At 72.0% G+C, this 16,124-nt stretch carries 16 protein-coding genes and 1 pseudogene; 11 read left to right on the top strand and 6 right to left on the bottom strand.

All coding sequences use genetic code 11. From position 1 onward, the window contains the following. From D455_RS0123255 to D455_RS0123245, 3 genes and pseudogenes are all read right to left on the bottom strand, one after another. Positions 1–987 (bottom strand): annotated as a pseudogene (locus D455_RS0123255) (PrsW family intramembrane metalloprotease); the annotation flags it as partial. Between the two features lie 162 nt (positions 988–1,149). Beyond that, positions 1,150–2,511 carry a methyltransferase family protein gene (locus tag D455_RS0123250; RefSeq protein ID WP_017573085.1) on the bottom strand — a complete coding sequence of 454 codons (1,362 nt, stop codon included), beginning with the start codon at positions 2,509–2,511 and terminating at the stop codon, positions 1,150–1,152. Next, entirely contained in the window at positions 2,511–3,467 is a 957-nt protein-coding gene (locus D455_RS0123245) for a hypothetical protein (RefSeq protein WP_017573084.1), read from the bottom strand. Before D455_RS0123245 ends, D455_RS0123250 begins: the two co-directional genes overlap by 1 nt. A 90-nt stretch (positions 3,468–3,557) precedes the next feature. Between D455_RS0123245 and D455_RS0123240 the strand changes: the two genes are divergently transcribed. Together D455_RS0123240 and D455_RS0123235 are read left to right on the top strand one after the other, a co-directional pair. Further along, a complete protein-coding gene (locus tag D455_RS0123240) occupies positions 3,558–4,217 on the top strand; it encodes a TetR/AcrR family transcriptional regulator (protein ID WP_017573083.1) in 660 nt (219 codons plus the stop codon). Next, positions 4,214–4,702, top strand: coding sequence for an NUDIX hydrolase (locus D455_RS0123235; RefSeq protein ID WP_017573082.1), 489 nt, complete (start codon positions 4,214–4,216; stop codon positions 4,700–4,702). The genes D455_RS0123240 and D455_RS0123235 overlap by 4 nt, the downstream gene beginning before the upstream one ends. A gap of 16 nt (positions 4,703–4,718) precedes the next feature. Here D455_RS0123235 and D455_RS0123230 read toward each other — a convergent pair whose 3' ends face one another. After that, entirely contained in the window at positions 4,719–6,212 is a 1,494-nt protein-coding gene (locus D455_RS0123230) for a bifunctional ADP-dependent NAD(P)H-hydrate dehydratase/NAD(P)H-hydrate epimerase (RefSeq protein WP_017573081.1), read from the bottom strand. A gap of 154 nt (positions 6,213–6,366) precedes the next feature. Between D455_RS0123230 and D455_RS34630 the strand changes: the two genes are divergently transcribed. Beyond that, positions 6,367–8,256 carry an N-acetylmuramoyl-L-alanine amidase gene (locus tag D455_RS34630; protein ID WP_051064698.1) on the top strand — a complete coding sequence of 630 codons (1,890 nt, stop codon included), beginning with the start codon at positions 6,367–6,369 and terminating at the stop codon, positions 8,254–8,256. A gap of 46 nt (positions 8,257–8,302) precedes the next feature. Here the strand turns inward: D455_RS34630 and D455_RS0123220 are convergent, their stop codons facing one another. Both D455_RS0123220 and D455_RS0123215 read right to left on the bottom strand, forming a co-directional pair. Further along, on the bottom strand, positions 8,303–8,761 hold the full coding sequence (locus D455_RS0123220) for an excalibur calcium-binding domain-containing protein (RefSeq protein ID WP_017573080.1): 459 nt from the start codon (positions 8,759–8,761) through the stop codon (positions 8,303–8,305). A gap of 241 nt (positions 8,762–9,002) precedes the next feature. After that, the gene (locus D455_RS0123215; protein WP_017573079.1) at positions 9,003–9,542 is read right to left on the bottom strand and encodes a DUF4352 domain-containing protein; all 540 of its coding nucleotides are present in this window, start codon (positions 9,540–9,542) and stop codon (positions 9,003–9,005) included. A 558-nt stretch (positions 9,543–10,100) separates the two neighbouring features. Here D455_RS0123215 and D455_RS0123210 point away from each other — a divergent pair. The 8 genes from D455_RS0123210 (at position 10,101) to D455_RS0123175 (ending at position 15,772) form a co-directional block, all read left to right on the top strand. After that, positions 10,101–10,463, top strand: a complete 363-nt coding sequence (locus tag D455_RS0123210; RefSeq protein WP_017573078.1) for a cyclin family protein — start codon at positions 10,101–10,103, stop codon at positions 10,461–10,463. Next, positions 10,456–10,887: a hypothetical protein gene (locus D455_RS0123205; protein WP_017573077.1), complete on the top strand. Its 432-nt coding sequence runs from the start codon at positions 10,456–10,458 to the stop codon at positions 10,885–10,887. Before D455_RS0123210 ends, D455_RS0123205 begins: the two co-directional genes overlap by 8 nt. 43 nt (positions 10,888–10,930) lie before the next feature. Continuing rightward, positions 10,931–11,779, top strand: coding sequence for a sulfurtransferase (locus D455_RS0123200; RefSeq protein ID WP_017573076.1), 849 nt, complete (start codon positions 10,931–10,933; stop codon positions 11,777–11,779). 226 nt (positions 11,780–12,005) lie between these two features. Then, positions 12,006–12,605 carry a DUF4178 domain-containing protein gene (locus tag D455_RS0123195; protein ID WP_017573075.1) on the top strand — a complete coding sequence of 200 codons (600 nt, stop codon included), beginning with the start codon at positions 12,006–12,008 and terminating at the stop codon, positions 12,603–12,605. Positions 12,606–12,612: 7 nt separating this feature from the next. Next, positions 12,613–13,194, top strand: coding sequence for a DUF2617 family protein (locus D455_RS0123190; protein WP_017573074.1), 582 nt, complete (start codon positions 12,613–12,615; stop codon positions 13,192–13,194). Then, a complete protein-coding gene (locus D455_RS0123185) occupies positions 13,191–13,490 on the top strand; it encodes a hypothetical protein (protein WP_017573073.1) in 300 nt (99 codons plus the stop codon). Before D455_RS0123190 ends, D455_RS0123185 begins: the two co-directional genes overlap by 4 nt. Positions 13,491–13,544: 54 nt before the next feature. Further along, a complete protein-coding gene (locus tag D455_RS0123180) occupies positions 13,545–13,973 on the top strand; it encodes a DUF350 domain-containing protein (protein WP_017573072.1) in 429 nt (142 codons plus the stop codon). A gap of 230 nt (positions 13,974–14,203) precedes the next feature. Beyond that, positions 14,204–15,772 carry a polyamine aminopropyltransferase gene (locus D455_RS0123175; protein ID WP_017573071.1) on the top strand — a complete coding sequence of 523 codons (1,569 nt, stop codon included), beginning with the start codon at positions 14,204–14,206 and terminating at the stop codon, positions 15,770–15,772. Positions 15,773–16,124 lie beyond the last annotated feature (352 nt).

Raw genomic sequence — 16,124 nt, 5'->3', positions numbered from 1 at the left:
GAGGTCGACGGCTGCCAGGCGGCGCAGCCGTCGGCGGGCCACCAGGACCAGGAGCAGCAGCGGGGCGAGCTTGCCGAGCTCCTCCACGGACACGGCGACGTAGGTGTAACCCAGAACGCCGTAGGGGTCGGCGCCCAGCAGCCGCACGAGGGCTGACTCGGCCAGGGCGAGGGGCCACAGCAGGAGCGCGCCGAACGCGGTCACGCGCAGGAGGGTGGCGAAGGAGACCGTGCGGGAGCGGGCCAGCCAGGCCAGCTGGAAGAGCAGCACGAAGGCGGCGACCAGGGCGGGGAGGACCGCGCCGAGCCCCGGGACGACCAGGGGCGCGACGAGCAGCGCCGCCACCATGAGCCATCCCCAGGCACCACGCAGGGCACGCAGGGCGCGGACCGCGCGGGGGGAGCGCTGACGCGCCCGGTCGGCGGCCCGGGTCAGGCGTTCGGCGGTGTCCGGCCCCGGTCCCCGGGACCCGCGTGCGTGGCGCGCCCCGGTCTCGGCGCAGTGGTAGAGCTGGGCGGCCCGGGTGAGAACGGGACCGCCCTCGGTGCGGGCGCGCATGGCGAAGTGGGAGCGGGCCTGGGGGATGTCGGCGCCGACGAGCTCGCGCACGAAGTCGGCGGGTCCGGCCGCGACGGTGAGTTCGTCCGCGGTGACCAGGACGGCGGCGGAGAAGTCCTCGACGCACACCAGGAAGTCGGTGGGCGCGGGTCCCCAGCCGCGGATGAGGTCGATGAGGGTGTCGGTGTCGAGTGGGACCTCGGTCACCGGGTCGTAGGAGAACTCGGGGCGGGTCCGGCAGACCAGGAGCCGGTCGACGCCCACGGCGCGGCCCGCGGACACGACCGCCCGGACGAGGTTGCGATCCCGCGGAACGAGGAAGGGGGTGGTGACCTTGCCGTCGGCCCGGATCCAGTGGGGGTCGAGCTCGGTCGCTCCGGCGCAGACGCGCAGCACGAGGTCCCGCGCGAGCATGGCCTGTTCTTCCATGGAAGCCCTCGTGCCGTGGGGGGTCAGGACGTCGGGGCCGTTCCGCCACCTTCCGGGCGGATCGGCCCCGACCGAGCATAACGGTGGCGGGGTTCCCCCGAGGAGGCCGCCGTGACGCCCGTCCCCGACCGCTTCGTACCGCCCGGGAGCCCCGGGGACCCGTCACCCCCGGGCCTCGTCCCCGCCCGCGCGGGCCCCCTCCCCACTTCCCGGTTCCGCGCCGGGCTCCCGTGACGGTCGCGGACCGGCGCCGAGGGCGTCGGCGCACAGCTGCGCGAGGTGCCGTACACCGGGCAGGTCGATCGCCCAGCCGGTGAACGCCCATCCCAGGTGGAGGTGCTCCAACGCCCGGGCCAGCGCCGACACCCCGCTCCAGCGGAGCCCGTCAGGTGTCTGGTACGTGAGGCGGTACAGCACTTCGGGGTGCTCCGAGGCCGGCCGCCGCTCCAGCGCCACGGGGGCGCGCACGGTCAGCCAGTCGCCCAGGCCCCGGCACATGTCGCAGTCGGCCGCCACGTACAGGACGCCCGGTGTCCGGCCGGGCCACGGCCGCCACCGGGGCAGCCAGGGGCGCACGCCCGCCCGGTAGGCCTCCCAGTCCCGCCCGAACGCCTCGCGCAGTCGTCCTCCCTCGTGCCATGCGGCGAAACCCGCGCCGTAGGCGAGGGCGACCAGCGCGCCCAGCAGCAGCCACGGATTCCCCGTGAGCGGGGCCAGAACCAGGTAGACGGCGGCGATGGTGCTCTGCATCGGGTTGCGCAGGTAGGCGTAGGGGCCGCTGGTGACCAGCCGCGACGGCGGATCGAACGGCAGCGGTGTGCCGCCGCCCACCCGCGCGAACTCGCGGGCCGCCGCCAGGCCCGGCAGGCACACCAGCGCGAGGAGCTGGGCGGCGACGAAGACGGTGTCGGAGCCCGTCCCGGGACCGGGGAGGGCGTCCAGGGCGGTCAGCGGCAGGACCACCATGAGTCCGAACACGAGTGCCGCCTGCGCCCACGTCCGGGCGTGGACCAACTGGCCGACGCGCGTCCAGTAGGCCAGCAGCAGCGCGGGGATCAGGCACAGCGCCGAGCCGGTGAACTCGCCGAGCAGCCACAGGGGCCCCAGCACCACGACCGGTTCGGCGAGCGGCATGACGATGACGTCCACCCACACGAGCAGACCGGTGAGCAGCGGGACCGGCAGGAGGCGGAGCATCAGGGCGGGCAGGGCGCCCCACAGCACGGCCCAGGCGAGCAGCAGGTCGACGGGGACGCCGAGCCAGACGGCGCCCTCGGCGTGGAAGGACCACCAGCCCGCGTGCAGCGCGTACAGGTTGAGCGGGACGAGTGTGAGCAGGGCCCACGCCCCGGCCACGAGCATCGCCGCGGTCTCACGGGGGCGCGGAACGCGCCACAGGCACAGCCCGACCAGGGCCAGCAGCGGGACGAACAGGCCGATGCCTCGGACCAGCGTCGCGGGGAGTCCCACCGCGGGTGCCGCGGGGAGTACCGCCGGGAACGCCGCCGCGAGTGCCGCGTCCATCAGGACCTTCCGCTGGCCGCGGCGCCGAAGGTCCCGGCGAGGTACCCGGCGGCCAGGTCGGTCGCGTAGGCCTGGAGGGGACCGAAGTACCAGGACGGCTCGTAGGTGCGCTCGTAGTCGATGGACCAGGTCAGGCGGGTCCCGCCGTCCTCGGTCCGCCACACGGCCTCGGCACGGCGCATGTCCATCCAGGTCGCGAAGGCGGTGTCCTCGACCACCTCGAACACCACCCGGCCGCCGTCCCGACGGACCTCACTCTCCACGATCCGGAGCGCCATGTGGCACGGGGAGGGCTCGGTGCCGACCCGCAGGTCCTGGTGCGGTGTGAAGCGGACGAGTCGTGTGTCGCCCACCTCCAGGCCCTCGCCCGAGGCCGACACGGGCCTGGGGAAGGGGACGGCACGCAGGAGGAGCGCGTCCGGGGCCCGGTACTCGGGCGGTGCGGCGAGGGCCTCGGCGACGTCCCGGGCGCTGGCGGGGACCAGGACTCCTCCCCCGCCGCTGTCCTCCCTGGGCAGCAGGGACGTTCCCGCGACGCCCTCCAGGGCGAGCGCGAAGAGCAGCGGCACCGCGAACAGGGCGTGGCGGGAGCGGTCCTCCCGCTCGACCAGCGCCCTGGCCATCCAGGTGATCACGGCGACGATCCCGTAGATCAGCGGCGCGGCGATGAGGAGGCACACCATGCCCTCGCCGAGCAGGGGGCCGGCCAGGGTCAGACCAAGGGTGGTGACGGCCATGGTGACGCCCATGGCGCTGCGCGCCCGCACGGTGAGCACCACGAGCAGGGCGATCGTCGCGGGCAGGCCGACGTAGAACAGGGCGGTCTGGTCCAGGCCGCCCCAGTGGTTGATCCGGAGTGCCAGGAGGGCGGCGAAGGCGGCCAGGACCAGGGCGGCGAGCAGGAGTCTCGCCCTGGAGAGCGGTGGAGGGGGCGACGGGGAGTCGCTTCGGGGCACGGGGAACTCCTTTGGCACGCGATTAAATCGCTTGGTTTAATCACTCGATTAAACCGTATGCTGAAAACCTCTCGGAGAGCAAGGAGGGCCATGGCCAGGGGCAGCGGAGGACGGCGCACGAGCGAGGAGACCAGGGAACGGCTGCTGGCCGCCGCCAGCGAGGTGCTGAGGGAGGACGGGTACGCCGGCGCGTCGGCGCGCGCCATCGCCGCGCGCGCCGAGGCCAACTCGGCGCTGGTCTTCTACCACTTCGGCGGGGTCGACCAGCTGCTGCTGGCCGCACTGGACCGGTCCAGTGCCGAGCGCATGGCCATGTACCGGGAGATCGCCGCGCGGGCGGACACCCTGGAGGAACTGGTGGAGGCCGCCATGCGGATCTACCGGACCGACCTGGAGCGCGGCTACATCACCGAGTTCTCCGAACTGGTGGCCGCCGCCGTCACCAAACCGGAGCTGCGGACCCAGATCCGAGACCGCTCCGAACCGTGGATCGCGTTCATCGAACAGGAGTGGAACCGGGTGCTGGGCGGGTCCGCCCTGGGCAGGCTGCTGCCCGCACGCGAGGTGGCCTACGGGGCGATCACCTTCTACCTGGGGGTGAACCTGTTCTCGGTGCTCGACGAGGACCGTTCGCGCACCGAGGCGGTGTTCGACCTGGCCCGGGGACTGGCGCCCCGGGCCAGACTGCTCACACTGCGCCTGCCCCGCCGGGGCGGCGGCGTAGGCTTGCCCCCGGAGGAGGACGTATGAGCGACGGCATCACGGTGGCCCCGGGCATCGAGTTCCCGGACACCTCCGACGGGCGGACCCACGTGGCCGGAGCGGTGATCGCCGACCCGAGCGGAAGGGTGTTCGCGCAGCGCCGGTCCCCCACCCGCAAGGTGTTCCCGCACTGCTGGGACATCGTCGGCGGGCACGTCGAACAGGGCGAGAGCATGCTTGAGGGGCTGGCCCGCGAGGTCGGGGAGGAGACCGGCTGGCGGCTGAGCGCGGTGCTCGCGGAGCTGTTCCGGCTGGACTGGGACCCGGGGGACGGTGTGACCCGGCACGAGGTCGACTACCTGGTGCGGGTGGAGGGCGACCTGGACGCGCCCCGACTGGAACCCGGCAAGCACACCGAGTTCCTGTGGGTGGACGACTCCCTGGTGCACCGGCTGCGCGACGAACGCGACCCCGGCGACTACTTCATCACCGACATCGTGCAGCGCGGCATCGACGCCTCCCGCCCCCGCTGAGGGGCGGTCGGCGCGCTCAGGCGGCCCGGGCCACCTCCCCCATCGCGAGCGGCAGCCCGTCCCACAGGTCGGACGCGCTGATCGGGGCACCGCCGCGGACGAGCACGGCGGCGCGTCCGTGCACGTAGGCACCGCACATCGCGGCCTCCCGCGCGGGCAACCCGGCGGCCATGAACGCGCCGACCGCCCCGGACAGGACGTCGCCCGTCCCCGCCGTGGCCAGCAGCGGCGTACCCGTCGGATTGACGACCACGGGCGCCCCGGGATGGGCGATCACCGTGGTCGACCCCTTGAGCAGCACCGTGCACCCGAAGTGGTCGCGGGCGCGGGCCGCGTGCTCCAGACGCCGGGCCTCGACGTCGCCCCGGTCGGCCTCCAGCAGCCGGGCGAGCTCCCCGGCGTGCGGGGTCAGCAGCGTGTGCGCCGTCCGCTCGCGGAGCAGCTCCACCAGAGGACCGCTCCCCTGGCCGGTGAGCAGGGTGAGCCCGTCGGCGTCCACCAGTACCGGGCAGTCACTGTCCAGGACCGCGCGGAGTTCGTCGGCGTTGGCCCGGTGCGTACCGCGGCCGGAGCCGATCACGACGGCCGCGGCCCGCCCGGGCGACAGGTCGGTGCTGCTCTGCGGGTCCAGGAGGCTGGCGACGGTCTCCGGCCAGCGGGAGAGCACCTGGCCGACCACGGCCGCACCACCCCCGTAGCGGACCATGCCGACCCCGGCGCGCAGCGCCCCTCCCACGCACAGGACGGCGGCGCCCGGGTACCGGTCCGAGCCCGCCCGGACCGCGAGGACGCCCCTGCCGTACTTGTCGGCCTCCGCGCCGTGGGTCGGCAGGAGCGAGGCGACGTCCGCGGCCCGCGGACACACCGCGTCGGGACCGGGCAGTTCCGGGGACAGCCCGATGTCCACGAGGCGGATCCGGCCCGCGCGCTCGGAGCCCGGATCGACGAACAGGCCGGGCTTGTGGGTCCCGAAGGTGACGGTGACGTCGGCGCGGACGGCGTGCCCGGCCACCTCGCCCGTGTCGGCGTCCACTCCGCTGGGCAGGTCGACGGCGACCACGGGAACGGGCGCGTTCTCGGCGAGCAGCGCCAGGGCGGCGTGCGGCGCGCGCAGCCCTCCGCGCCCGCCGATACCGAGGAGGCCGTCGACGATGAGGTCGGCGTCGAACAGGTCGGCCTCGTCGGCCATGGCGTCGGTGAACCACCGGATCCGGCCGCCCGCCGCGCGCAGGGCTGCGGCCCCACCCTCGTGCACCCCTCCGCCCGCGAGCAGGGCGTGCACGGCCGCGCCCCGGGCGGCCAGCGCGGCACCCGCGTACAGGGCGTCGCCGCCGTTGTCCCCGCCGCCGACCATGAGGACGACCCGTGACCCGTACACACGGGGCAGGAGCCGGGTGCACTCGACCGCGAGTCCGGCGGCGGCCCTGCGCATGAGGGTTCCGTCGGGAACGCGTTCCATGAGCGCGTGCTCGGCCGCGCGGACGGCGTTGACGGTGTGTGCGGAGAGCACTGGCTACCTCCCTGGGTGGATCGGCCACCATGGTGCCGCAGACCGCGCCGCGCGCGGGGGCTCCGCCACACCGCGGGGGGCTGGGTGGGGGAGTTTTCCACCGAATATCACCCGTTGACTACCCTCCGGAGCGTCTTCTTGACACAATGGAGAAATGCCTCGACCGAGCAAGTACGTCTCCCGGTCCGACCTCGGGTGGGGTTCCTCACCCGCGGGTCGGGCCGATCCACGTTCCGGACTGGTCATCCACTACGACAGCGTCGACCAGGGGCTCGCCCACAGGAGTCACGCGGCCTGCCTGGAGTACTGGCGCGCCACCCGCGCGTTCCACACCGGCCCCTCCCGGGGCTGGGCGGACATCGGATACTGCGTGGACGAAGCCACGGAGATCCTCACGGAGGACGGCTGGCGGACCTTCCAGCGGATCTCGCCGGGGGATCCCGTCCTCACCCTCAACCACGACACGGGGATGTCGGAGTGGCAGCCCCTTCAGGACGTCCTCGTCTTCCCCGCCATGCCACGGGAACTGGTCCGGATGGAGGGGCGTGGGCACTCGTCGCTGACCACCCCCGGCCACCGCTGGCCCGTGGAGCGCCACCACGGACGGACAGGCACCGAACGCCTGTGGGCGACCACGGACACGCTCGCCCACGGGGACCGCATCCCTCTGTCCGCCCCCTGCGCACACCTACCAGCCGAGCCCAAGTGGTCCGATCACCTGGTGGAGCTGGTGGCCTGGTTCTGCGCCGAAGGACACGTCAGGGAGCGGAGCCGGAGCCGCGCGCCCGGCACGGACGTGGCCATCCACCAGTCAGCGAGGAAGCACCCCGACCGCGTGGCCAGGATCCGCGACGCGCTGCACGGCGCCTTCGGGCCGCCCCGTGAGCGCTTCCCGAGGACCGGAGGGAGCACGGACGGTGTCCCGCGCTGGCGCGAGGCGCGCGACCGTGACCTGGTCGGGTTCCACCTGTCCTCCGATGCCGGGCTCGCCCTGCTCGAACACGCTCCCGGGCGGGTACCCACACACGCGTTCCTACGGTCACTGACCCAGGAGCAACTCGCCCTGTTCGTCGAGGCGTCGCTGTTGGGGAACGGCGACGGCGACCGCACGAACGACTCCCGGGCCCTGAGCCGGAAGAGCCGGGCGGCCGCCGAGGCGTTCCAGTTCGCCGCGGTCCTGGCCGGGTACGCGACCTCTCTGCGGCGCCGGCCCTCCGCATCCTCGACCCCCCGTCCCGTGTGGGAGGTCGAACTGCGCCGCAGGGCCCACGTCGCCCCCAGGGCCGCGGCGGCCCGGAATGCGGGGTTCACCGTCGCACGCGAGTCCTACGGGAAACGGGTCTGGTGTGTGCGCACGCCGAACTCCACGTGGCTGGCCAGGCGTGAGGGCACGGTGTACTTCACCGGCAACTCGTTCATGTGTTGTGCGCACGGACACGTCATCGAAGGCCGGGGGCTGTACCGCGCCCAGGCCGCACAGCGGGGCGGCAACACGTCCCACTACTCGACCACCCTGGCCACCGGCCCCACCGACCCCATCACCCCCGAACAGATCAACGCCGTCCGCGCGCTCCGCCAGTGGTTGATGGAACCGGACACCTCGATCGCGGGGACGGTACTCGGACACCGCGACTTCAACCCCACCTCGTGCCCCGGTGACCGGGCCTACGCCCTCGTCCGGAACGGCACCTTCGCACAACCCCCCGGACCGATCACGGAGGTACACGACATGCTCGGGCTGCGCGTCGGCAGCGAGGGGGAGGCGGTCAAGCTCCTCCAGCTCAGGATCACGAGGGCGGGTTTCGGCGACGCCCTGGGAGAGGCGGGGGTCGACTCCGTGTACGGACCCTCCACCGCCGAAGCCGTGCGGTTGTGCCGCGCCTACGTCGGCAGCCGTGCGAAGGAGGGCTACGGAGACGAGATGACGGCGCACGCGGTCGACCAGGTGGAGGCCGCCGTCACCAAGCGCGCCCTGGAGAGAACCCTGGCGGGCGACGACGACGCCGACCCGCCCGTTGGGGACGGACCGCGGCCGTGGGGGTGACGACCCGGCCGGGGCCCACCGGAGCGACCGGCGGGCCCCGGACCCGTCACTCGCAGGCCACGCCGTCACCGTCGCGGTCCAGGTGGGACCCGTATCCCGGGTCCCCCCGGCGCACGGGCGCCGCACCGGCGGCACGCGCCGCGTCGCAGTTCTCGTAGTAGGCGGAACCGCCGTCCGAACCGCCGCCTCCCCCTCCGGCTCCGCCGTCGTCAGGGCGTTCGGTCACCGTCTCCGTCTCCGTCACGGTCTCCGTGGCGGTGACCGTCACCTCCACCTCGACCTCCTCGGTCGCGGTGGAGGTGGGCTCCCCCGTCTCGGTGACGGTCGCGGTGACCGTCGCGGCCGGCGGCGGGGGCGCCGACCGCTCCGTGCCGCTTCCGGCCAGGAAGCTCATACAGGAGCCGACGAGCGCGGTGAGCAGGAGTACGCCGAAGCACCCCAGGCATCCGACGCCGACCTTGGCGCCGGTGGACATGGTGTTGGAGGACTGCGGTGGCAGGGTCATGGCGACGTTCCGGGGGATGCGCAGGAAGCGGTGGAGCGGGAACCGCGCTGGATGGAGCGCGTGCACGGGAGCACGCGCGTGCGCTGACGATATCCGAGCCAACCGCAGAAATCTCCCTTTTCCGGAAAAAGGTGCTTTCTACTGCTCCCATGGCGCCGCGAGCGTGCCCGTGTCCCGGCACACGACGGCGCCCCGGCACGGAGGATCCGTGGCCGGGGCGCCGTCGGCTGGATGCGATCCGTTACTGGACCGGCGCGACGATCGCTTCCTCCACGCCGAAGCTCGGGTCGTAGCGGATCTCGGTGATCGTCACCTCACCCTCCACGGCGACCTGTCCCGAGACGGAGGAGCCCGGTGCGAGCGTGCCGACCTCGAACTGCTGGGTGTCGGCGAACATCGCCCATTCGGTGATCTCGGTGCCGTCGTCGAGCACCCTGGTGAAGAACATCGGGTTGATGTCCAGGGGCTCCTGGCCGTTGTTGGTGATCTCGACGTCCACCACGGTGTAGACGGTGTCGTCGATGGTGTCGCCCGTGGTGCCCGCGGCGGTGGCGGTCATGCTGACACCCTGCTGCTCGGCGGCGGGGTCGTCAGCGGGAGCGTCGGTACCGCCCTGCGTGTCCTCCTCCTGCTGGGTGGGCGAGGACGGCGGGATCGTACCGGCCACCCCGTCGTCGCCACCGGCCATCGAGGCGATGATCACGATGGCCACGACCACGATGACCACCAGCAGGAGGCAGCCGCCACCGACGCCGATGCCGATCTTGGCACCGGTCGACATGCCCTTCTTCGGCGACTGGCCACCGGGCGGCGGGCCGTAGGGAGACGGGCCGCCGGGAGGACCGGGGGGCATGCCGCCGTAGGGCGGCTGGCCACCGGTACCGCCCCCGAAGGGCGGCTGACCGCCGGTGTCGTCACCGTAGGGAGGCTGACCGCCAGGAGGGCCGCCGTAGGGAGGCTGACCGCCAGGAGGGCCGCCGGGGGGACCGTGCGGCGGCTGCCCGTGGGGCGGCTGCTGGGGGCCTGAAGGGTACTGCGGGTAGGACATCGGGGGTGCTCCGGTCTCGTACACGATGGCTGAGGGGATGTCGCCGCGGCCCTGAGCCGTGTGCCGGCTGTGGAACACGTGCGGCTCCGAGGACCATATCCGACACGGATGCGCTCCAGTCGCGCAAACCCCATGTCACAGCCGTCCCGAATCAGTCTTTCTCACCATCGGCCCCAACCGCCCCCCATGGAGAACGGCACGACGGGACGGTGCGACCCGGTATCCCTTATGTACTACGCTGCGTCGTAGAAAACCGCTGGCATGGGATGTGGGACGACGAGCGGAGGCGGCGTGGTCGACTGGCTGGCCATGACGATTCAGATGGTGTCACTGGCGATGGCCGGATGGTGCCTCGTGTCGACCTTCCGCGACCAGCCCATGGTGGTTCCCCACCTCGTCGGCATGGGGATCCTGTGGCTGCTCGTCCTCGGGCAGGTGGTCGCGACGATCGTCACCATGGTCGGCGGCGACCGCCCCGCGCAGATGGCCATGTTCGTGTCCTATCTGGCCACGGTGGCGCTGCTGCCGCCCGCGTGCGCCGTGTGGGGATTCATGGAGCGGAGCAGATGGGGCCCCGCGGTGATCGCCTTCGCGTGCGTGATCCTGCCCGTCCTGTTCGTCCGCCTCGAACAGCTCTGGAGCCCCGGTGTCTGAGACCGCCACGCCCGCCACGTCCCCGGACAGGACCCTGCGCACCGGCCCCGGACGAGTCCTCGTCGCCGTGTACGCGGTGTTCGCCCTGGCCGCGACCGCGCGCGGCGGTTACCAGCTGGCCACGAGGTTCGAGGAGGCGCCGCTGGCCTACGCGCTGTCGCTGTTCGCCGGTGTGGTGTATCTGGTGGCGGCGGTCGGCCTGGCCCGGGCCGGACGGACCTCGCGCACGGTCGCCCTGGTCTCGTGCGGCGTCGAGATGGTCGGCGTTCTGGTGGTGGGCGCGGCCAGCGTGTTCCTGCCCGACGTGTTCCCCGACGACACGGTGTGGTCGAACTTCGGCGGCGGCTACCTCTTCATCCCCCTGGTACTGCCGGTCCTGGGCCTGTGGTGGATCCTGCGCGTCCACCGCATGGACCGGAACTGACACCTCCTCACCTGGGCGAACGCTCCACCGTTAGGCTGGGACCATGTCCCGACCCCTGAACCTTCCGGTGGCCGTGTCGGCCGACTGGCTCCGCGAGCACCGTGACCAAGTCGTCCTCGTCGACTCCCGGTGGTACCTCGACGGCCGTTCCGGCCGGGAGGCGTACCGCGCCGGCCACCTGCCCGGCGCGGTCCACGCCGACGTGGACACCGACCTGGCCGCACCCGCCAGCCCCGGGGGCGGCCGCCACCCGCTGCCCTCCCCGACCGATTTCGCGGACGCGCTCGGCCGTCTCGGTGTCGGCGACGACGCCACCGTGATCGTCTACGACGACGCCGGCGGCTCGGTCGCCGCGCGCCTCGTGTGGATGCTGCGTGTCCTGGGAACCCCCGCGGCGTTCCTCGACGGCGGCGTCCAGGCGTGGAACGGGGAACTGGAGGAGGGTGACGTCACCCCCCGCCCGACGCACCGCACCCCGCTCCCCTGGCCCGCCGACCGCGTCGTGCACACCGACACCGTGCGCGCGGAGACCGCCGATCCGGCGCATCTGCTGCTCGACGCCCGCGCCCGCGGTCGCTACACCGGCGAGCGCCCCGCGCCCGTCGACGCCCGTGCGGGGCACGTGCCGGGTGCCCGCAGTGCGGAGTGGACTGGAAACCTGGGAGACGACGGGCTTCTGGCCAGTCCGGAAATCCTGCGTGAACGCTTCGCGGCCCTCGGCGCCGACTCCGCCGACACCGTCACCGCCTACTGCGGATCGGGGGTCACCGCCTGCCACGACCTGCTCGCCCTGGAACACGCGGGCTACCCCGGCGCACGGCTGTACCCGGGGTCGTGGAGCCGCTGGGGCGGCGACGACGCCCTTCCCGTGGAGACCGGCGATCCGCGGTAGGTGTCCCGGTGGGCGCTCCGGGGCCGCTGCCCCACCGTGTCCGGCCCCTGACCGTTCGTGGGACGACCCCTCAGGGGTGGCCGAACATGACCTGATCTGGCCACACGGGGAACCGCGCCCTCGCGCGCGGCGTCAGAGCGTCAGTAGGATGACCCGGCCCCGGGAACGACACGGGTGAGGAACCCAGGACCGGCCCGGCCCCCGCTCCTTCGCGAAACGAGGAACATTGATCGAACTCCTGCTGCTGCTCATCCTTGTCGCCGTCGTCGTGATCGGTGTCGTGGTCTACGTGCAGCGTTCCAAGAAACAGAAGTCCACCCCCGAGCCCCCGCCCCAGCCCCACGACCCCTTCGCCAACGCGGGGAGCGACACGGCGGGCGACCCGCGCACCCTCAAGGCGGGCGACATGATCGACTGGGGTACCGAGCGGACCTGGATCCGCGGCACCCTGCGCCTGTCCGAGGGCGGCTACGTCTGGTCGGAGCACTTCCTGGAGGTCGAGGGCGCCAAGCGCTGGCTCTCGGTCGAGGAGGACCCCGACGTCGAGCTAGCCCTGTGGACCGGCCGCCCCGACCTGGACCTCGTTCCCCAGGGGAAGTCCATCGAACTGGAGGGCGTCGTCTACAAGCTGGAGGAGAAGGGCAGCGGCTCCTACCGTTCCGAGGGCACCACCGGGCTCAGGTCCGAGGGCGGGCTCGACTACGTCGACTACGAGTCCGACGACGGCAGGCTCCTGGCCTTCGAGCGCTTCGACCACGGCCACTGGGAGGCCAGCACCGGAACCAAGGTCGCCCCGGGAACCTTCACCATCTATCCGGGGAGCTGATCGGACCGTGCGCGCGAGCATCAGCGCTCCCTTCGTCGACACCAGCGCCGACGACCTGGTCTGGACCCTGAGCCACCCTCTGGTCGACCCCCTGGCCACCCGTACCGTCCGGGTACCGGGTGTCCGGGTCGAGCTGCGCGTGCTCGGTGCCTCCCACCAGGTGGTCGTCACGCCGGAGCCAGCGGACGGGGCGCTGGTGGCGGACGGCCCCCCGGCCCACAGCCCCCTGGCGGGCGATCCCCTGGTGGAGACGGTGGCATGTCTCCCCGGCTGTCCCAGCGACCTTCCCGACAGCGTCGAGCGCACTGAGCTGGCCGGATACCGCTTCGACTCGTTGGTGGAGTCCCTCCCGCGCGCCGTGTTGGCCGACCGGGTGGAACACCTGCACCGCCAGGTGGCGGACTCCCCCAACGGCCTGCTCGTCGCCTTTCCCGGTGATCCCCTCGCGGTCACCGCGCTGTACCTGACCCTCGAGCGCGGAGGCCCTCTTCACTGGCGCACCTGGCACGCCTATCCCCAAAGTGGCGAACTGGTGACGACCACCTCGACCGTGACCATGCCCCCCACTCCTGAGAGAACCGCACCATGAACGCATACGAGGGTTCCGAAGACAACACCAAGAAGATCATCATCACGGTGTGCGCCATCGCCGCCGGCGTCATCCTGATCCTGATCCTGCTCAGCGCCTGCGCCGCCAGCGCCTCCAACAACTACTGCCCCGACGACGACTACGTCGCGGACGAGAACTACGACGACGACTACTGCGAGAACTCCAACAGCAGCGGTGGTTTCTTCTTCTTCTTCGGAGGGGGTAACAACAACGGCAGCAACAGCAGTGGCAGCGGCAGTGACTTCCGTGGCGGCGGCAGCGGCTTCGGCAAGTAACCGTCCTCCCTTCGAGTACCCGACCACAGACCCCCCTACCAACGGACGAAAACCATGAACGAGATCCTCTTCAACTCCCTCGCCGCTCTCGCCTACGGCGGGGTGGGTGTCGCCATCCTCGTGGTGGGCTACCTGCTCACCGACATCCTCACCCCCGGTAAGCTGCACGAGCTGATCTGGGTGAACCGCAACCGCAACGCCGTGCTGCTCGTGTGCGCCAACACGCTGGGCTCGGCCATCGTCGTCACCTCGGCGATCCTCTCCAGCGAGTCCGAGGTCAGTCTGGGCGCCGGACTGATCTCGACCGCCGTCTACGGCGTGATCGGCCTGGCCGTGATGGCGGTGTCGTTCGTGCTGATCGACCTCCTCGTGCCGGCCAAGGTCGCCCGGATGGTCAGCGACGACGAGCCGCACCCGGCCACCTGGGTGAGCGCCGTCGCGCACGTGTCCATCGCCCTGGTCCTCGCCGCGGCCCTGACCTAGTTCTTCGGGGACTCCGCCCGGTCGTCCGCCCTCCCCCCACCCTCCCCGACGGACGGCCCGCGACCGGAGTCCCGCCGTGTTCGGACGTCCGGGGCGTCCCCTCACCCGGACGTCCGAACACCGCCCCGATCCCCCCTGACGACCACATCCTCCGGAGGACGGAACCCCGGGTCCATCCCGGACGGCCCCACACCCCGGCCACCAGCACCACCCACCAGAAGGCACCCGCGTTGACTGAGACCACCACCCGCACGAAACCGCGACTCCCCGTCCCCGCCAGGGCGGCCCGGTTCCTTGTGCTGCTGGCGGTGTTCGTCTGCGCCGCCTGCGGTCTGGTGTACGAGCTCGCGCTCGTCGCCATCGGCAGCTACCTGCTGGGGAACAGCATCACCCAGGCCTCCGTGGTCCTGTCGGTGATGGTGTTCGCCATGGGCGTGGGGTCGTTGCTGTCCAAGCGCTTCCAGGCGCACCCGGCCGTGGCCTTCGCGGTGATCGAGGGCCTGCTCTCCCTCGTCGGCGGCCTGTCGGTGCTGCTGCTGTACGGGGCGTTCGCCTGGTTCTCCGCCTACCAGCCCGCACTGGTGCTCCTGTCGTTCGTCATCGGCGTCTTCATCGGCATGGAGATCCCGCTGCTGATGACGCTGATCCAGCGCATCCGCAGACAGAACGCCTCCGACGCGGTGGCCGACCTGTTCGCCGCCGACTACGTGGGCGGTCTGATCGGCGGTCTGGCCTTCCCGTTCCTGCTGTTGCCGCTGCTGGGTCTGCCCAAGGGCGTGCTGATGGTGGGCGCGCTCAACGCCGTGGTCGGCGTGGCGGTGGTGCTGTGGCTGTTCCGGTCGGAGCTGTCCCGGCGCGTCTACGCCGCCCTGGGTGCGGGGCTCACGCTGATCATCGCGCTGCTCGGCGTGGCCTACGCCTACGCCGACACGTTCGAGGTGGACGCCCGCCAGGCGCTGTACCGCGACCCGATCGTGTACGCCGAGCGCTCCGAGTACCAGGAGATCGTGCTCACCGAGTCCCTGGACGGCGACGACGTGCGCCTGTTCCTCAACGGGTCCCTCCAGTTCTCCAGTCTGGACGAGTACCGCTACCACGAGTCGCTGGTGCACCCGGTGATGGACGGTCCGCACGGGAACGTGCTGGTGCTGGGCGGCGGTGACGGCCTGGCCCTGCGCGAGATCCTCGGCTACGACGACGTGGAGTCGGTGACGCTCGTGGACCTGGACCCGGCCATGATCGAACTGGCCGCCACCCATCCGGTGCTCAGCGAACTCAACGCGCACTCCTTCGATGATCCGCGGCTGGAGGTGATCACCACGGACGCCTTCCAGTGGCTGCGCGAGAACCGCGAGGACTTCGACGTGATCATCGCCGACCTGCCGGACGGTGACACCGTCAGCACCGCCAAGCTCTACTCCGTGGAGTTCTACTCGCTCCTGCGCCACGCCCTGGGCGAGGACGGCCGCGTGGTCGTGCAGGCCGGTTCGCCCTTCTTCGCCCCGGACGCCTACTGGAGCGTGAGCGACTCCCTGGAGGAGGCGGGGCTGGCCGCCACCCCCTACAACGTGGACGTCCCGTCGTTCGGCAACTGGGGCTTCTACCTGGCCACCGACGAGGCCGCCCCCGAACTGGACGTGCCCGACGACGCGCCTCCCCTGCGCTTCCTCGACGAATCCCTGTTGGAGGCCGCCCAGGTGTTCCCCAAGGACCGCCGTGAGGACGACGACGTGTTGGCGTCGACGCTCATGCACCCCCGGATCATCACCTACCACCAGGGGGCCTGGCGGGGCTACTGACACCGGTCCCCGCGGCGTCTCCTCGGAGGGGGAGGCGGAGGCGGGCGAGGGCGGAAGAGGGTGGAGAAGAACACCGCGCGGCCTACGGACTTGGGCCAGTGGGCGGCCACGCGGTGGGTCTGGGCCGGGGTTCTCGGCTCGGAGAACCCCGCGGGTGCGGAAGCGGACGCGGGAGGAGTGGGCGGGTTCCCACCGGTTCCCCATGGACGCGTCCATCCTGCATCTGGGGGTCGAAGACGGCCAAAACGCCACGCCGCCCCCGACACCACCCCAGCCAACCCCTTACCCAGACTTTTCCCCCTTTTCGACTGCGCTCCCGGACCTTCATCAGCTGTCGAAGCCCAGCCCCACC

The organism is Nocardiopsis halotolerans DSM 44410, from assembly GCF_000341065.1.
GTDB classification, from domain to species: domain Bacteria; phylum Actinomycetota; class Actinomycetes; order Streptosporangiales; family Streptosporangiaceae; genus Nocardiopsis; species Nocardiopsis halotolerans.
Note: the sequence above shows the minus strand (reverse complement) of the source record. Positions and strands in the feature narration are given on the sequence as shown.